This is a genomic window from Frankia sp. CeTa3Moorea, assembly GCF_978021225.1.
Genome location: NZ_CDXDOR010000011.1, coordinates 15,755 through 33,480 on the forward strand (window position 1 = coordinate 15,755; position 17,726 = coordinate 33,480).

General features: G+C 72.2%; 13 protein-coding genes and 1 pseudogene. 2 read left to right on the forward strand and 12 right to left on the reverse strand.

The features are described from left to right. The 3 genes and pseudogenes from AC08OV_RS03815 to AC08OV_RS03825 all read right to left on the reverse strand — a co-directional run. A partial coding sequence (locus AC08OV_RS03815; protein ID WP_476619302.1) for a WD40 repeat domain-containing serine/threonine protein kinase occupies positions 1–1,946 on the reverse strand: 1,946 nt, incomplete at its 3' end. A gap of 432 nt (positions 1,947–2,378) precedes the next feature. Further along, positions 2,379–4,123: pseudogene (locus tag AC08OV_RS03820) on the reverse strand (RecQ family ATP-dependent DNA helicase). 221 nt (positions 4,124–4,344) lie between these two features. Continuing rightward, entirely contained in the window at positions 4,345–5,196 is an 852-nt protein-coding gene (locus tag AC08OV_RS03825; RefSeq protein ID WP_476614774.1) for a helix-turn-helix domain-containing protein, read from the reverse strand. Positions 5,197–5,693: 497 nt separating this feature from the next. Here AC08OV_RS03825 and AC08OV_RS03830 point away from each other — a divergent pair, with 497 nt between their 5' ends. Next, positions 5,694–5,948, forward strand: coding sequence for a hypothetical protein (locus tag AC08OV_RS03830; RefSeq protein ID WP_476595037.1), 255 nt, complete (start codon positions 5,694–5,696; stop codon positions 5,946–5,948). A gap of 56 nt (positions 5,949–6,004) precedes the next feature. Here the strand turns inward: AC08OV_RS03830 and hypE are convergent, their stop codons facing one another. The 9 genes from hypE to AC08OV_RS03875 form a co-directional block, all read right to left on the reverse strand. After that, on the reverse strand, positions 6,005–7,066 hold the full coding sequence (hypE, locus tag AC08OV_RS03835; protein ID WP_476614773.1) for a hydrogenase expression/formation protein HypE: 1,062 nt from the start codon (positions 7,064–7,066) through the stop codon (positions 6,005–6,007). After that, positions 7,059–8,165, reverse strand: coding sequence for a hydrogenase formation protein HypD (hypD, locus tag AC08OV_RS03840; protein WP_476614772.1), 1,107 nt, complete (start codon positions 8,163–8,165; stop codon positions 7,059–7,061). The genes hypE and hypD overlap by 8 nt, the downstream gene beginning before the upstream one ends. Next, on the reverse strand, positions 8,162–8,443 hold the full coding sequence (locus tag AC08OV_RS03845; RefSeq protein ID WP_476614771.1) for a HypC/HybG/HupF family hydrogenase formation chaperone: 282 nt from the start codon (positions 8,441–8,443) through the stop codon (positions 8,162–8,164). The genes hypD and AC08OV_RS03845 overlap by 4 nt, the downstream gene beginning before the upstream one ends. Positions 8,444–8,447: 4 nt before the next feature. Next, positions 8,448–11,033 carry a carbamoyltransferase HypF gene (hypF, locus tag AC08OV_RS03850; RefSeq protein ID WP_476619303.1) on the reverse strand — a complete coding sequence of 862 codons (2,586 nt, stop codon included), beginning with the start codon at positions 11,031–11,033 and terminating at the stop codon, positions 8,448–8,450. Continuing rightward, positions 11,030–12,223, reverse strand: coding sequence for an NHL repeat-containing protein (locus tag AC08OV_RS03855; RefSeq protein WP_476619304.1), 1,194 nt, complete (start codon positions 12,221–12,223; stop codon positions 11,030–11,032). The genes hypF and AC08OV_RS03855 overlap by 4 nt, the downstream gene beginning before the upstream one ends. Continuing rightward, on the reverse strand, positions 12,220–13,470 hold the full coding sequence (locus tag AC08OV_RS03860) for a hypothetical protein (protein WP_476612547.1): 1,251 nt from the start codon (positions 13,468–13,470) through the stop codon (positions 12,220–12,222). Before AC08OV_RS03860 ends, AC08OV_RS03855 begins: the two co-directional genes overlap by 4 nt. 78 nt (positions 13,471–13,548) lie before the next feature. Next, positions 13,549–14,019 carry a hydrogenase maturation protease gene (locus AC08OV_RS03865; RefSeq protein WP_476619305.1) on the reverse strand — a complete coding sequence of 157 codons (471 nt, stop codon included), beginning with the start codon at positions 14,017–14,019 and terminating at the stop codon, positions 13,549–13,551. Between the two features lie 109 nt (positions 14,020–14,128). Beyond that, positions 14,129–15,736, reverse strand: a complete 1,608-nt coding sequence (locus AC08OV_RS03870; RefSeq protein ID WP_476612549.1) for a nickel-dependent hydrogenase large subunit — start codon at positions 15,734–15,736, stop codon at positions 14,129–14,131. A gap of 82 nt (positions 15,737–15,818) precedes the next feature. After that, positions 15,819–16,790, reverse strand: a complete 972-nt coding sequence (locus AC08OV_RS03875; RefSeq protein WP_476612550.1) for an NADH-quinone oxidoreductase subunit B family protein — start codon at positions 16,788–16,790, stop codon at positions 15,819–15,821. A 427-nt stretch (positions 16,791–17,217) separates the two neighbouring features. Between AC08OV_RS03875 and AC08OV_RS03880 the strand changes: the two genes are divergently transcribed. Further along, the gene (locus AC08OV_RS03880) at positions 17,218–17,679 is read left to right on the forward strand and encodes a hydrogenase maturation nickel metallochaperone HypA (protein ID WP_476612551.1); all 462 of its coding nucleotides are present in this window, start codon (positions 17,218–17,220) and stop codon (positions 17,677–17,679) included. Positions 17,680–17,726 lie beyond the last annotated feature (47 nt).

Here is a 17,726-nt window from a genome sequence, read left to right on the forward strand (position 1 = left end):
CCGTCGAGGCTGCCGCTGGCCAGGGTGCGGCCGCCCGGCGAGAAAGCCAACGCCCACACGGTGTTGGCGTGGCCGGTCAGGGGCGGCTCGAGCGGGCGTGGGGTGGCCGGGTCGGTCATGTCCCACAGCCGGATCAAGTCGTCCATCCCGCCGGTGGCCAGGATGCGCACATCGGGGGAGAGCGCCACCGAGAACACGTAAGCGGGGCCGCTCAGGGACCCGGCCAGGCGGGGGTGGGAGCGGTCGGTCACATCCCATATCCGCACCCTCTTCTCGTAGCCGGCGCTGGCCAGGATGTGCCCGCTCGAGGAGAACGCCATCGACGTCACCCCGCCGGCATGGCCGGTCAGGGGTGGCCCGAGCGGGCGTGGGGTAACCGGGTCGGTCACGTCCCACAGCCGCACCGTCTTGTCGTCACTGCTGCTGGCGAGGACGTCGTTGCCGGGGAAGAACACCGACCACACGGGTCCCGTGTGATCGGTGAGGGGTGGCCCGAGCTGGTGGGGACGGGAGCGGTCCGTCACATCCCACAACCAGATCGTGGTGTCCCAGCTGCAGCCGGCCAAGGTACGCCCGTCCGGGGAGAACGCCACTGACGTCACCCCGCCGGCATGGCCGGTCAGGGGCGGTCCGAGCGGGCGTGGGGTGGCCGGGTCGGTCACGTCCCACAGCCGCACCGTGCCGTCCCTACTGCTGCTGGCCAGGGTGCGGCCGTCCGGGGAGAACACCGCCGAGGTCACCCAACCGGTGTGGCCGGTCAGGGGACGACCGAGCTGGCGGGCACCGGTCTCGCGCCCACCGAGAGGAGCGGTGACGATCAGGACGGTGCCGGCGACAGCGAGCAGCAGCCCCACGACGGCGACGGTGATGGTGGCGCGGCGGCGCGGCGGCGCGCCGCGCCGAGGATGCGACGACGCGGGGCGCCGCCGGCCGGCGATGTTCCCGTCGGCCACCTCGGCCGGTGGTGTGCCACCCGTCGAAGGCACCGATGCCCCGGAAGGTACCGATGGCGCCGAGGACGCGCCGGTGGGAGACGGCCGTGGCGTCGGCTGGACGGACGCGGGCGGCTGCCCGATGGCGATGCGGATGTCGTCGTCGAGCCGCAGCGGGATACCCGACCGGGCGATCCAGTCCGGGCCGTACACGCCAGCGGCAGCTTCGGCGAGTTGGCACGCGAAGACGTGCGCGGACGGTGGACGGTCCGCCGGGTTCTTGGCCAGCGTCCACAGGACCACCGCCCCCAGCGGCGCGGGCACCCCGGCCGGCAGTAGGGGGACGCGTTCGAGGTGGTGCTGGCGCAGGACATGCGCGGGCAGGTCCGGGTCGAACGGTGCCACGCCGGCCAGTAGCTGGTAGAGCACCATCCCGAGGGCGTACAGGTCGGTGGCCGGCTCCAAGCGGCCGCCCATGATCTGTTCGGGGGCCATATACGGCGGTGTTCCGATCACCGCACTCGCGATGGCCCCCGACTCGCCGACGAATTTCGCGACCCCGAAGTCGACGACTTTCAGCAGGTCGGTAGTGTCGAAAAGAATATTGTCGGGCTTGATGTCGCGGTGCAGCACCCCTTTGCCGTGGGCGCAGGCCAGGGCCGAGGCCACCGCGAGTCCCACCGCGCAGGCCGTCTGCGGGCCCATGTCGGCCCGGCGCCGGGTCAGGGTTCCCCCGCCGAGCATCTCCATGACGAGCAGGTGCAGATCGCCCGTCTTGACGTAGTCGTAGACTCGAACCACGTGCGGATGATCCAGGCTGGCGAGGATCCGCGCCTCGGCGGCGAACCCGGCCGCCGCCCGGCCGTGCCCCGCATGCAGGACCTTGACCGCGACATCGCGCTGCAGGCCGCGATGCCAGCCCGCCAGCACCAGCCCGAATCCGCCCGCGCCCAGCTGGTCGCCCAGCTCGTAGCCGGGCAGCGCGGCGGCCAGCCGAGCCCGGTCAACAACCATCACAGCGGTCCGGCCTCATGCCAAGATTCACCGGTCCTTACAAATCTATATATTTCCTCCAGTGTGAGGTGTGATCCTAACCGGGGTCCTTCATGGGCCGGTCGGGTTGGTCTTCGGGTTGACGATCGGCCCGCCAGTGGAGAAGGTCAGCACAGGCAAGGCTGTTCGCGGGACGTGCGTCCCCCTCGGGGAAGCTTAGGATTAAGTTAGGCTAACCTAAGTCAATCGAGTTCCGTCAAGGGAACCATCCTTCCGGTCTGTGTGGGCTACTCTCGGTAAGCGTTGGTGGTGGGGAAACCTCGGCCTCCCCGCGCACCACTGGCTGGGGCCGCGGGGGCCACCCGCGTTTCGCGGTCGGCTCTACCGATCACTCCAGCGGTGCGGTACCGCTCTCCTGAGACGATGTCTCCGGTGGGTGGGCGGGAGCCTGGTTCACTCGGCGAGGAGGTCGAGGATCTGCTGCCCGTACTTGGCGAGTTTGTTCTCACCGACGCCGCTCACGGTGGCGAGTTCGGCCAGGGCGGCCGGCACGCGCACCGCGATCTCGCGCAGGGTGGCGTCATGGAAGATCACATATGCGGGGACGCCCTGCTCCTTCGCGACGCCGGCGCGCCAGGCGCGCAGTCGCTCGAACACCGGCACCGCCTCCGCCGACAGGTCGGCCGCCGGTGCGGCGTGGCGGGCCTTCGTGGTCCTGGCCGCGGTCGTGGTGGCCGCGGTCGTGGCTGTGGTGGGGGCGCGCTCCGGCTCGCGCCGCATCGGGACCGCCGAGCTCCGTGCCGATACCGAAGACCGTCAGGGTGTCGTGACTGTGCTGGGTCACTTTGGGCGTCCTCCTGCCCAGCAGGATGTCGATGAGGTGACCCGCACCGAACTTCTGGCGGCGCTCCCGCTGCAGTCGCAGCACGGCCGACAGCAACTTCTGGGCGGCGATCGTGGCGTCCCAGGACTGCGGGGGTGTCAGACAGGTGTCGCAGTTGCCGCACGGGGCGGTGTCACGCTGCCCGAAGTAGGCGAGCAGCCCGATGCGGCGGCACTCGACCGTCTCGCACAGCGCGAGCATGTCGTCGAGGTGTCTGCTCTGCTGCCGGCGGTGCGCGGGGTCGCCCGGGGACGTGTCGATGAGCTTGCGCGGCTGCACGACGTCCTGGAGACCGTAGGCCAGCCACGCGGTCGAGGGCAGCCCGTCCCGCCCGGCGCGCCCGGTCTCCTGGTAGTAGCCCTCGATCGACTTGGGCAGGTCGAGATGGGCGACGAAGCGTACGTCTGGTTTGTCGATGCCCATGCCGAAGGCGATGGTCGCGACCATGATGATGCCGTCCTCGCGCAGGAAGCGTGCCTGGTGCTCGGCTCTGGCGCGCGCGTCGAGCCCGGCGTGGTAGGGCAGCGCCGTGATCCCGTTCGCTACCAGGAAGTCGGCGATCTTCTCGGTGGAGGACCGGGACAGGCAGTAGACGATTCCCGCATCCGCGGCGTGCTCGGTGTGTAGCAGCTCCAACAGCTGCGCCTTCGGCTCCTTCTTCGGCACGATGCGGTACTGGATGTTCGGACGGTCGAAGTCGGCTACGAAGTGGCGGGCGTTCTCCAGGCCGAGCTCGGTGGCGATGTCGTCGTGCGTCCGCGGGGTCGCGGTGGCGGTCAGCGCGATTCTCGGTACGTTCGGCCAGTGCTCGCGCAGTGCCGACAGCTCGCGGTAGTCGGGCCGGAAGTCGTGTCCCCACTGCGAGACGCAGTGTGCCTCGTCGATGGCGAACAGCGCGATCTCGCCCCGGTCGAGCAGCCTGACCGTCGCGTCGGCGCGCAGCCGTTCCGGCGCCAGGTAGAGCAGGTCGAGGTTACCGGCGAGGAAGGCGGACTCCACGTCGCGACGCTCGTCGAACTCCTGCGCGGAGTTGCGGAGTTGAGGAACCCCGCGCGGACGCCGAGCGCCCGCAACGCGTCGACCTGGTTCTGCATCAGCGCGATGAGCGGTGACACCACGACGCCGGTGCCGCCCCGCACCAGGGCGGGGATCTGGTAACAGAGCGCTTGCCGCCGCCGGTCGGCATCAGGACGAGCGCGTCGCCGCCGTCGACGACATGCTCGATGATCTCCTGCTGGCCGTCCCGGAACGACTCGTAGCCGAAGACGCGGCGCAGCACCTGCGCGACGTCGCTCACGGATCGACCAGGGGGCACGAATCGACCAACGGGAAGGTCATTCTGGTCACTCTATGAGCCGCTGCTCCTCACCGGCTGGTCGCCCGGGCGGACGCCCGGTAGGACGGAAAGGCGACTATGGCGAGGCGACACCGTCCGACCGTAGTTACGCGGACCGATGGCCGCGTTTTGCCTCGTTCCCCCGCCTCGTTCCCTCCAGATGCCGCTTCGGGAAGCCGGCCGAGGCACGCAGGGACGCGTCATGGGACTCTGGGGTACTGCTTCTTGAGCCGGTCGATGAGCGCGAGCGCGGTGTTCTCCGAGCGGGCCATCGCCCCCCAACCCTCGATGAACAGGCCATCATAGCTCAATCCGACCCAGCGGCCGGTCAACCGGTCGCCGTGGGGATGCAGGGAGAGGAACACCGTCCCCTTGGACCGGACCGGTCCGTCGGAGGCGACGTACCAACCCATGATTATCTCGTTGTCCCAGACCCGCAGTTCGCCCCACCAGAGGTACCCGCCCTCGTCGACCGACAGGCCGCGGGAGATCGCCTCCATCTGGATGACGTCGCCGACCTGGTTCAGGTTCGCCTCCTGCGAGGTGCGGATCTCCTCGCCGTCCCGGAACGTCTGCCAGGCCGTCCACCAGTGCCCGGACAGCCCGACGGTGTTCCTTGTCCGGCGGTCGGCTCCCTCGGACGTGGACGTGGACGTGGACGTGAATGTGCGCCCGGGGACGGGGATGGCTGGTGCATCGGATCTCGTGACGGGACCGACGGCGGCCGCGCTCTCCCCGACGGTGAGCTGTCGATGATCCGTGGTGTCCACCTCCTCCAGAACTCGTCGCCACGGGATGCCCGCCTGACTCCCTTTGTCCTCCAGCCACGCGTGACGACGCAGTTCGATCAGGGAGCCACCGGCGTTCAGCTCTATGTCGATCGCGGTCACGAGCGACTGCGACGGCACCCCGAGCAGCCCGCGTTCAGCCTTCGACAGGTAGCTCGGCTGGTAGCGGACCCGATTGGCGAGCTGGGCCTGGCTCAGTCCAGCCGCTTTCCGTAACTGCACAAGTGCGTTCAGGAGGTCGGTGAGGCAGGGTTGCATGTCCATTTATCGTCTACCCGGGTCCAGGGCAATGGTTCATCGGCCGGCCGTTCTCATCTGGTCTGACTGTTGTCACACCCCGCGAGCCTGCGCCTGGCGCCAGGCTTACCGGGATCTCCGTCGGATCGTCGCATGTGGAGACCGCGGTCCTGACGGCGGTGTGCCGGGCGGGGAACCCGCGGTGTGCCGGGCGCCCCGCCGGTCGTCTGACGACTCTCACACCCTTCCCAAGCCGCCTGTCGTGCGTAAGTCTTGAAGCTGATGCCACGGAGCATGTCGACCGAGAACTGCACCGCACGGCCGAGAACTGGACCGCACCACTTGGACCGCACGACTTGGACCGCACGACCTGGAGCGGGGTGGGACATGGCGAGGATTCACCGGCTCACCGACGCCACTGTGTGTCCCGGGCGTCCTGCGTGTCGTGTGCGTCCCGGCGACTGGTGTAGCCCGCCCGGCGACCGGCGGCTCCGGCCCGGCGTGCTGTTCGGGCCGGGGCCGGCGTGACGGCGCCGCAGCCTTGCGACCGGCCGGCCAGGGACAACTGGCGCAAGGGCGGTTGGCAACGCGCCGAGGCCGCCCTCCGTACCGCGCAGCCAGGTGCCGGCGCGTACGCGGTCGTGTTCATCGATGACGCCGGCTCGCCCGCATCGGTTGTCGCGACGTTCCCCGGGCCCATGTCCGCCGAGATGTACGGCAAGATCATTGGAGGTCGGTTCCGGGTCCTCCGGATGGATCCGGCGCATCACGCGCCCTGACCCGCCGATCGTTGGAGCCGATCGTTGGAAAGGTGGGCGCGGCCACGCCGCCGAACTCAGCAGATGCGGGGGAGTTGCTCGCCGAGCGGCCGGTCGACGATGCGGGTTCCCCCGAACGCGGTGCGCCCGACGACCACGCCCGGATGCTCCGTGGTGACCGTGCCGATGGCGGCCGCGTCACGCCCCGCCGGATGCGCCCGCATCGCCGCGAGCGCCGCGTCGGCGTCGGCATCGGCGACGAACGCGACCAGCTTGCCCTCGTTCGCCACGTGCAGCGGGTCGAGGCCGAGGAACCCGCAGGCCGCCTCGACCGCGGGCGGCACCGGCACGGCGCGCTCGATGAACTCGATGCCCGTCCCGGACGCGGCGGCGATCTCGCACAGCGCGGTCGCGAGGCCACCCCGGGTCGGGTCGCGCAGCGCGTGGACCCCTGGCGCGGCCGCCAGCACCGCCGCGACCAGCCCGTGCAGCGCCGTCGTGTCGGAGCGGACCTCGCCGCCGAACTCCAGCCCGTCGCGCACGCTCAGCACGGCGACACCGTGCTCGCCGACGGGACCGGAGACGATGACCCGGTCGCCGGGCCTCGCCCGTTCGGGGCGGATGTCCACCTCGGCCGGGACGAGCCCGATGCCGCTGGTGTTCACGTACAGACCGTCGGCCAGCCCGCGCTCGACGACCTTGGTGTCCCCGGTCGCCAGCCGCACCCCCGCCGCGGCCGCGGCCCGGCCCATCGCCTGCGCCACCCGGCCCAGGACCGCGAGCTCCAGGCCCTCCTCGAGGATGAACCCGGCCGAGAGCGCCACCGGCACCGCGCCGGCACAGGCCAGGTCGTTGATGGTGCCGTGGACCGCAAGCTCGCCGATGGAGCCACCGGGGAAGAACAGCGGGCGCACCACGTACGAGTCGGTGGAGAACGCGAGCCGGGCGCCCGCGACGTCCAGGACCGCCGAGTCCGCCGGCGCCCGCGCCACGTCGGTGGTCCCGAACGCGGGCAGGAACAGATGCTCGATCAGCTCGCTTGACAGCACGCCGCCGCCGCCGTGCCCCAGCACCACCTGGTGATGGTCACGCAGCGGAAGTGGGCAGGTCCAACCGGTCGGGTCGACGGGGTCAGCCACGGCCGACCGCCGGGGTCAGCCGCCGGAACTGGAAGTAGGCGGCGCACGCCCCCTCCGCCGAGACCATCGTCGCGCCGAGTGGGGTGCGTGGCGTGCAGGAGGTTCCGAACGCCGGGCACTGTGGCGGTTTGACCAGGCCCTGCAACACCTCGCCGCTGCGGCACTCGGCCGGCTCGGCCACCGTGAGGCCCCCGACGTCGAAGCGGACCTCGGCGTCGAAGTCCCGGTACACCGCGGACAGCCGCCAACCCGAGTCCGGGATTGTCCCGATTCCCCGCCAGGACCGGTCACACACCGTGAAAACCTCGGCGAGGATTTCCCGGGCCGCCGGGTTGCCCGCCGGCCGCACCGCCCGCGGGTAGGCGTTCGCGAGTTCTGCCCGCCCCGCCTCGAGCTGCTTGACGGCGTGGCGCACCCCGTCGAGCAGGTCGAGCGGCTCGAAACCGGTGACGACGATCGGTACCCGGTAGGTCGCCACCAATGGCTCGTATTGGGAGGTGCCCATCACCGTGCACACGTGGCCGGCCGCCAGGAACGCCGCCACCCGGTTCGCCGGCGAGGCGAGGACCGCGGTCATCGCCGGCGGCACCAGCACGTGGCTGACAAGTACGGAGAAGTTGCCGAGCTCACGGCGCCGGGCCGCCACCACGGCCATCGCGTTGGCCGGGGCGGTGGTCTCGAAGCCCACCCCGAAGAACACGACCTGGCGGTCCGGGTTCTCCTCGGCGAGGCGGACCGCGTCGAGCGGCGAGTAGACCACCCGGACGTCCCCACCGCGCGCCCGGACCATGAACAGGTCCGTGCCGCTGCCGGGGACCCGCAGCATGTCCCCGAACGAACAGAAGATCACCTCGGGGTGGGCGGCGATCGCCAGCGCCCGGTCGATCGTCTCCAGCGGCGTGACGCACACCGGGCAGCCGGGGCCGTGGATGAACTCGACCTGGTCCGCGAGGAGCTGGTCGATCCCGTTACGGATGATCGAGTGGGTCTGGCCGCCGCAGACCTCCATGATCGTCCAGCGCCGGGTCGCGGTGGCGATGATCGCATCCAGCAGCCGGCGGGCCAACGCCGGGTCGCGGAACTCCGTCAGGTACCTCACCGGCTCGGCCCGGTCATGCCCGGTCCCGCCGCGCGCGATCCCAGCTCCTCCTCGAGCAGCCCCAGGTCCCGGAACATCGCGAGGGTCTCCCGCGCCGCGGCCTCGTCTACCCTGATCAGCCCGAAGCCGGCATGGATGATCGTGTACTCCCCGACGGTCGCGTCGGGCAGGTAGGCGAGGCACACCGTCTTGGTGACGCCGCCGAAGTCGACGATCGCCATCCGCGTACCGCGGTCGTCCCAGATCTCGATGATCTGGCCCGGTATCCCCAGACACATGCCGTCAGGCTTCCTTCCCGCCGAAGGTCGGCTCCGTCGGGCGGCCCAGCGCCGCGACCGCCGCCTGGCCCAGCGCCAGCCCACCGTCGCCCGGCGGCACCACCCGATGGACGAGTACGTTGAACCCGGCGGTGGCGAGCCGGGCGCGGCAGGCCCGCGTCAGCACCACGTTGGCGAACACACCGCCGGTCAGACCGACCAGGCGGACTCCGTACCGCCGCCGCGCGAGCCCCGCGACCTCGGCCACCGCGTCCGCGACCGCCAGATGGAACGCGCCGGCCAGCACCGGCACCGCCACCCCCGCCCGCAGACTGGCGACGATCCCCGCGAGCACCCCCGCCGGGTCGAGGACGCCGTCCGCCAGGCCGAAGGCGAGCCGGCAGGCACCGGCGCCGCCGAGCCCGGCGCCGCCGAGCCCGGCGCCGCCGAGCCCGGCGCCGCCGAGCTCCGCCGCGGTGAGCCCGTCCGCGGCGAGCGCCTCCAGCTCGACGGCAGCCTGCGCCTCGTAGGTGATCCGGTGGCGCACCCCGAGCAGCGACGCCACCGCGTCGAACAGGCGGCCCATGCTCGTGCAGGGCACGCAGGCCACGCCCCGGTCCAGCGCGGTGCGCAGGGTGCGCAACTCCGCCACGGAGCAGGCCCGCACCGGCGCCAGGTCCGCGGTCCAGTCCAGGCCGGCGGCGGCCAGATGGGCGAGCGCGACCCGGTACGGATTGCGGACGGCGGCGTCGCCCCCGGGCAGGCCGATCGGACGCAGGTGCGCGACCCGCTCGGCGCGGGCGACGTCCGGGCCTACCAGCAGCACCTCGCCGCCCCAGATCGTGCCGTCGAGCCCGTAGCCGGTGCCGTCGAACGCGACCCCGAGGATGGTGTCGCCGAGCCTGCCGTGCTCGGCGAGCAGGGCGGCCACATGGGCGTGGTGGTGCTGGACCAGGTGCGGCGACCGGCCGGCGGACCGTGACCCGTAGGTGGAGGCCTGGTTCGCCCCCGCCACCGGGTTCCCGGCGGCCGCGTCTTCGGCCCCCGTGGCCGCCGCGCGTTCGGCCCAGGCCCGAGTGACGTATCCCGGATGGAGGTCGGCGGCGAGCGTCTCCGGCGCGACGCCGTACAGGTCGGTCAGGTGCGCGGCGGACCGCTCGAAGGCCCCGAGCGCCGCCAGGCTGCCCATGTCACCCAGATGCTGGGACACGAACGCGCGACGGTCCGTGGTGAGGCAGAACGTGCTCTTGCCCTCGCCGCCCACGGCGAGCACCGACCGGACAGGGCGGCCGAGGTCCACCGGCAGCGGAACGTATCCGCGGGAGCGCCGCACCGGCAGCACCTGCCCGTCGTCTCCGTCGTCCCCGTAGTCGCAGCGCACCACCGAGTCGTCACACGGCAGGAGGATCGGTCGGTCGTGCCGGAGGAACGCGTCGGCGAGGCCGGCGAGCCGGTCCCGCGCGTCGTCGTCGGCGAAGCAGATGGGCTCGCCCGAACGGTTGCCACTGGTCATCACCAGCATCCGCGGCGGTGGCGGGCCGCCGCCCGGGACCGGCGCGAACAGCAGGTGGTGCACGGGCGTGTACGGCAGCAGCAGCCCCACCAGCGGGGTGCCGGGGGCGACCAGCCGCGATAGCCCCGATATCCCCGATATCCCCGCCGCGGGCGAGCGGCGGACGAGCACGATCGGAGCGGCTGGCGACGCCAGCAGCGCCGCCTCCGCCGACGACAGGTCGGCCACCAGGGCGGCCGTCGCCAGGTCGCGCACCATCACCGCGAACGGCTTGTCGGGCCGGCCCTTGCGGGCGCGCAGGCGCGCCAGGGCCGTGTCGCCGGCCGTGTCGCCCAGGTCGTTCTCGGCCGAGCAGGCCAAGTGGTAGCCGCCGACGCCCTTGACCGCGACCACCGCGCCGGCCGCCAGCGCCCGCTGGGCCGCCGCCAGCGCGGCGTCCGTGCCGTGCACCTCTGGTCCGGTGCCGTCCGCGGGGCTGAACCACAGCTTCGGTCCGCAGGACGGGCAGGCGACGGGTTCGGCGTGGAAACGGCGGTCCGCCGGGTCGGCATACTCCGCCGCGCACCGCGCGCACATCGGGAAACGGGCCATCGTCGTGGCTGCGCGGTCGTACGGCAGCGCGCTGATGATCGTGTACCGCGGGCCGCAGTTGGTGCAGGTGATGAACGGGTGGCGGTGGCGCCGGTCGGTCGGGTCGAACATCTCGCGCAGGCAGTCGGCGCACACCGCGGTGTCCGCGGGCACCAGGGTGCGGTCGCCGGGAACGGTCGCGCCGGCCACGATCCGGAACCCGGCGTCGCCGGCGGTCGACCGGGTCATGCTCGTCACCGTGACGCGCTCGATATGCGCGAGCGGTGGCGCCTGCGGTTCGAGCCGGCGCAGGAACTCGGCCACGGCCACCTCGTCGCCTTCGACCTCGGCGAACACCGAGGTCGAGTCGTTGCCGACGAATCCCGCGAGCCCGAGGGTGCCCGCGAGCCGGTGGACGTAGGGCCGGAAACCGACGCCCTGGACGACGCCCTCCACCACGACCCGGCGCCGGACCCGGCGCTTGGCCCGCTCGGCCCGCCCGGCCCGCCTGTTCTGCTCTCCGGTCACACCCGCCGCCAGATCATGACCCGGTTGTTGCCCGAGTCCGCCACCGCGAGCCGGTCGCCGCGCACCGAGAGGCCGTACGGCCAGCAGAAGGTGTCGGCTTCGACGCGGGTCCACCGGTTCTCCCCGGTCTCGGCGAACGACGGCTGGCCGAGCACAGCGGTCGCAGGCATGGAACTGCGCCGCGGCAGTTCGTCCCACAGCAGGACGCGGTTGTTGGCGGTGTCCGCGACGGCCAGCAGGTGCCCGTCGCTGTCGACGGCGTAGGGGAAGCGCAGGACGTCGGCCCGGCCAGGCGCGTAGGGGAACTCCCCGGAGCAGGCGAGATCGGGCTGGCCGAGCACCAGATCTGCGTCGCTGTCGGCGTCGGGATGGGGGGCCCAGCCGAGCAGCCGGTGGTTGCCGGCGTCCGCGACCAGCAGCCGATCGGCGGTGCCGGCGAGGTCGTGCGGCCACCGGAAGCTGGCCGGCCCGGCCGCGCCGCCACGGTTCTCGTCCCGGCGGGTGGGATCGGGCTGCCCCAGCACCAGGTCGGGTAGCCGGCCGGGTGAGGACGGCAGGCCATCCGACCAGCCCAGGATCCGCCGGTTACCGGTGTCAGCGACGTAGAAGCGCCCACCCACCACGGCCACCCCGAAGGGCCAGTAGAAGGTGTCTGGTCCGCACGGGCCGCCCCGGTTCTCGCGGACGGCGCCGGCGTCCGGCTGCCCGAGCACGAGGTCGGGGGCGGTGTCGGTGACCGTCGGGATCTTGTCCCAGACCAGCACCCGGTGGTGCCAGGCATCGGCGACCACGAGCCGGCCGTCCGTGACGAGCACGCCGGTCGGCAGGTGCAGGCCGCGTTCGGGTCCGCGCCCCGCGGCCGCCGGTCCTTCGCTCGTCGCGTCGGCCTGGCCGAGCACGACGTCGGCGGGGGTGCCGTCGACGGCCGGCAGACCATGCCAGATCAGCACCCGGTGGTTGCCCGAGTCCGCCACCACGAGCAGGTCGTCGCCGAGCCACACCCCGCGCGGCGCGTACAGCCGGGACGCCGACGGCCGCGCCGACGGCAGAGCCAGCCCGCCGGGCGCCGGGGCGCCGATCCACACCGCCGGTTCCCAGCCCCCCGCCCATCCGGCCTGCCCAGCCCATCCGGTCGGAATGGTCGGAGTGGCCGGAGTGGCGTCACCGAGTGTTCCGCTGCCGGGCGTCACGTCGACTTCGCGGTGAGCCGGCGGGCGATCTCGTCGAGCACCCCGCGCACGGCCAGGACGGCGTCGGAGTCCCCGAACTCCTCGAAGATCGCCCGTGCCTCGTGCAGCACCGCCTGCGCCGGGTCGAAGAGGCCGAGGTGGGCCAGGGCGTTGCCCTGGTTCGCCCGAGCCCGGGCGTAGCCGAGGGGGTCGACGTCGCGGTCGCGGGCGGCGATGACCTCCTGGTAGCGCGCGACCGCCTCCCGCAGGTTGTCCTCCCGGTGTGCGGACGGCGCGTAGACCAAGGCGTTGGCCAGGTTGAGCTGGGTGCTGGCCCACCGCTCGGGATGGGTCTCGCGGGTGTAGACGGACAGGGCGGTCCGCAGGCCCTGCACAGCTACGCCGACCCGCAGTTGGTCGGACGCCTGCGCCATCGGCATGGCCAGATATGCCGTGGCGAGGTTGACCTGTACCGCCGCGAACAGCTCCGGGGCGGTGTCGATGCGGACCAGGCGCAGCGCCGAGAGGTAGTGCTCCACCGCGGCCTTCAGGCTCGCCGGATCGCCCCCGGCCAGCTCCTGGTAGGCCGAACCGAGGCTCAGGTGCAGCTCGGCCCGGCCGACCGTGAGGTCGGTGGCGGCCAGCGCGGCGAGCGCCGCCGTCAGCTCTGCGATGACGGCCGGGCTCGGCCCCTCGACTCCGCGACGCAGGTCCGCCGCGGTGGACCTGAGCTGGGCGGCGAGACCGGGGGAGGGCTCCCGCGCTGCGGCGATGGCCCGCTCCAGCAGCCCCGCCGCCTCGCCCGGCCGGCCGGCGGCCATGGCCTGGGCGGCGTGTGCGGACCACACCATTGCCGCGATCTCGCCGGTCTCCCCGCCGGGCGGCGGAGGTTCGTCCAGCTCGCCCAGGGCGAACCGGACCACGTCCACCAGAATCCCCAGCTCGTCGCCGAGCGCCCGGCGCAGTGCCACCGGGTCTTCGGGGTCAGCGCCCGCCGGCCGCAGCACGAAGCGGTTGTAGCGGTCGACCGGGTCATCGCCGCGCAGCTGCCCGACGGCCGCGACGACCTCCCCGCGGTAGGCGAGCTCCAGCGCGGCCAGCTCCGCCGGCCAGGCCGCCGGCACCTTCCCGGCCGCCAGCGTCCGGCGCAGGTCGGCCGTGGCCTCGCCGCCCGGCACGAGCAGGAAACCGGCCGGCAGCGGGAAGACCCCGACGGGCTGCGGGCGCGCGCAGGTCACACCCGTGCCGATGACGTCGTCCTCACCCATGCGCGTCCTCACCCAGGTGTCTGGTCATCTGGACCTGTGCGTCTGGTCATCCATGTGTCTGGTCATCCATGCGTCTGGTCATCCGTCCGTTCCGCCGGTCCCGGGGGTGAGACCGGCGATGATCAGCTCCCGGACCTGTTCCATTGCCCGGCGCACCGCGGGACTGAGATCGGCGCCGGGCTCCACGCCGCCCGCCTCGATGAGGTAGACGACGACGTCGCCCGGATAGCCGTCGCCGAGCAGCCAGCGCCCGAACGCCAGCGCCTGGTCCCAGCGGAAGGCGTGCGGGTGCAGCGCGTCCAGGGGCAGGTTCTCCAGTTGTGCGCCCGGGACCTCGAACACGGTCCCGGGCTTGGCCCCGGTGCGGCTGGCGTCGACGACCACGACCCGGCGCGCGCCGCGCATCGCGAACGCCGTGTCCATCCCGGCGGTCCCCCCGTCGACCAGGCGCACCCCGGCCGGGACGCCCGTCTCGGCGAGCCGGCGGACCAGGATCGGCCCGACCCCGTCGTCACCGCGCAGCAGGTTGCCGCAGCCGATCACGGCCACCTCGCACCCTGGTGGTTCGAAACCGGGCGGATCGACCTGCACCCGCGGCCCGGGCGGGGGTCGCGAGGCGGCACTCGCCTCCCGGTCCCCGGTCATAGGTCGGTCCCGGTCATAGGTTGTCGTTGATGACGAACCTGCTGAGCTCCCGGCCGGTCCTGCCGTCGTAGGCGTGGACCGTGCAGACCAGGCACGAGTCGAAGCTGCGGGCCACGTGGCCGAGCTCGATCGGGTTCTCCGGATCCACGATGGGCGTGCCGACGAGGGCCTGCTCGATGGGACCGGGCGCCTCGGAGCCGTCGCGGGGGCCGATGTTCCAGGCGGTCGGGGTGACCACCTGGTAGTTCGCGATCTTGCCGTCCTCGATGACGATCCAGTCCGAGAGCGAGCCGCGGGCCGCCTCCGTGGAACCGAAGCCGCGCCCTTCGGCGTACTCCACCGGCTTGAGGTGGAACGGCTCGTGCAGGTCCAGCTGGTCGAGCCAGGCCCGCGTCCACTGGTAGTACCTGGCGGCCTCGTGCATCCGGGCCAGCAGGCGGACCATCACCGACGGGCCGATGGCCGCCAGGATGTCCCCGAACAACGGGTCGTCGTCCTGGTGGGCACCCGCGCCGGGAGCCGCGGCGGCGACGCGGCGGGCGAGCGGCCCGGCCTCCAACGGCAGGTACCCGTGGTTCGGCACCTCGTACCGGGGTGACTTCGCCCAGCTGTACTTGCCCTGCTCCCGGCCGCGCGCCGGATCGATGGGCCGGGTCTCGCCGTCGAACGGGTGGCGCGCCTCGGTCCCCTCGTAGAACGAGTGGGTGACGTCCTCCCGCACCCGGGCCTGGTCGAACTCGGAGTACTCGCCGCCCGCGTACACCCCGGACCGGCCGATGAGTGCCGCGTTGCGGCCGGAGATGGTCGGCCGGGTGTAGAGGTCGGGGGCGAAGTATGTCCCGGTCGCCAGGTAGTTGCCGACTCCCTGGCCGTAGCGGTCCAGGCCGAGGCCGAGGCAGTACCGGAGGAAGAAGCCGCAGTCGCTGTCGCGCTGGGCGGGGTTCTCGTCCACCCAGGCGAGCACGTCCTGCCAGGTACGGTTGGCCAGCCAGCGCTCCACCGAGCAGCCGAGCCACTGCTTCTCCAGCCAGTTGACCTTCCAGTGTTCCAGGATGGCGATGGAGCGGGTCACGTCCGGCAGCGTCGGCGCGCACATCACCCCGCCGGGCACCATGAAGCTGGAGTGCGGCCACTGCCCGCCGAAGATGGCGTAGACCTCCACCGGCTTGGCCGACAGCACCACCGCCGGGCCGTAGCTGCTGCCGGTGTAGGGCGCGAACCGCCGCACCGCCTCCTCATACAGCGGCGAGGAGGCGTATTTCTGGTTTGTGAGGTCGATGGCGAACAGCGCGTAGAAGCAGCGCGGGATGCTCTGCAACGTCTCGCACGCCTGCGCGATGTTGCGGACCAGCGTCGCGTTGGGCGGCATCTCGGTGCGCCACGCGACGTCCAGCGCGTACGCCGACTTGTACAGGTGGCTGCCCCCGCAGATCCCGCAGATCCGCGGGGTCACGATCAGGCCCGCCTGCGGGTCCTTGCCGCGCAGGATGATCTCAAAGCCCCGGAACATCGCCGCCTCGGTCCACGCCGAGGTGACCACCCCGTCGTCGATCGTGACCCGGACGTCGAGGTCGCCCTCGACGCGCCCCAACGGGCTGATGTTGAGATCGACGGTGGCCATTGGAATCCTCTCTCCTCCCCGTCCGTTCCTCGCGGTCTCCGGTCGGAGCACGCGCGGTCATCGGTCATCGGCTGCCGGGCGGCTAGACGACGAACATGTCCTCCTTCGACCACTGCGGGGCGACTATCCGGGCGGCTGCCGCGTGTGCCAGGTAGCCGAGGTGGCCGCTGCCCGCCGGCACCTCCCGCGGAATGAGCCCGCCGACCTTCCGGGTCCTGAAGACCGTGCCGGGGGCGAGGTCGAAGAATGGGAACTCCGGCTCCGTGCACCCGATGCACGGCATGCCGGCGCGGGTCTTCGACGACTGGCGGTTCCACAGGATCCGGTTGCACGGGGAGTGGGTCATCGGGCCGCGGCAGCCGAACTCATAGAACAGGCAGCCCTTGCGGGTCCCGTCCCCGAAAGCCAGGGTCGACTGCTTGTATTCGAAGTACTCCGCCCTGGTGCAGCCGGTCTGGGTGAATGTCGTGAAGAACGTCCGTGGCCGGTGCAGCTCGTCGAGCGCGATGTCGGCGGCCCGGCCAGTGGCCAGCGCCACGATGATCTGCGTGATCCAGTCCGGGTGGGCCGGGCAGCCCGGAATGTTGACGACGGGCAGCCCGGAGCGCGACCGGAAGCCCGGGCCGAGGAAACCGCCGCGTTCACGCTTGTGGAACTGCAGCCCGGTGGAGTCCGTCGGGTTCGGCGCCGTCGCGGGGATCCCGCCCCAGCACGCGCAGTCCCCGATCGCCACCACCACCTGAGCCTGGGCGGCCAGCTCGCGCACCCAGTCCTGCATGGGCCGCTCGGCGAAGACGTCGAAGCCGCCGGTTCCGTCCGGGCCGCGGATCACCGAACCCTCGAAGACGAAGATGTCGACCGGCCGCTCACCCCGCGCGCAGTCGGTGAACAGCTCCCGGGCCTGGGCGCCGTTCTCCAGCCCCAACGATGGGTGCCAGAGCAGTTCCAGCCCGAAGTCGGTGATCAGGTCGACGACGTTGGGCTCGTCGGCGTTCAGGAAGGACATCGTGTTGCCGCTGCACGCCCCGCCTTGGAACCACAGCACGGATGACATCAGCACTCCCTTCGTCGGACGGGCCGTGGTCGGCACCGCGGTCCGCCGCACCGCCCACCTCCACGAGCGGACCGAGCCCTCCGGCGAGGTGATCAGAAGCCGCTGGGCCGGGTGATCGTCGGGTGGCCCGTCGCCTCACGGAGACGTCCGGCAGAGCAGACGCTATGTCCCCCAACGCCGGACGCCTATCGACCGTGCGCGGAGGCTGCCACCAACGCGCAGTCACCAACGCGCAGTGCGGTTTGGTGAAGCGCACACGACCGGGTGAGAGTGGGGTATGCACCGGCCATCCCAGCCTGCCCTCATCGACGCCCGTGGGGCGAGCGCCGAGGCGCGGCCCGGCGAAGTGGTGAGCCGGTGCGATGCCGGCTCGGGCGGGTCACCGGATCAGGCGGGTCGCCGGAGGGTGCCGGGGGAGGACCGGGCGATGCACGAGCTGTCCGTCTGCCGATCGATCGCGGACGTCGTCACCCGGCACGCGGCCGGTCGGCCGGTCACCCGGGTGCACGTCCGGGTGGGCCAGCTGCGCCAGATCGTGCCGGAAACCCTCGCCTACTGCTGGGAGCTGATGAACGCTGGGCCCCCGGAGAGCGCTGGGCCGCCGGGGAACGGCGCCGATCCCCCCGGCGGGCAGGTGCTGGCCGGGTCTGTGCTGGCCGGGTCTGTGCTGGAGGTCGAGAGCGTGCCGGTCAGTGTGTGCTGCCGGGTGTGCGGGACCCGCGGCGAGCTGGCGGACCGGGTGCTGCGCTGCGGCACCTGCGGCGCGGCCGGCGTCACCATCGTCACCGGCGAGGAGTTCCTCGTCACCTCGTTCGAGGTGGCTTCCGACCCGGTAGTTCCCGACCCGGTAGTTCCCGACCCGGTAGTTCCCGGCACCGTGGAGGCGTGACGCGCGGTGGGTCGCTTCCATCCCCACCCGGAAGGGGCGCATCCCCA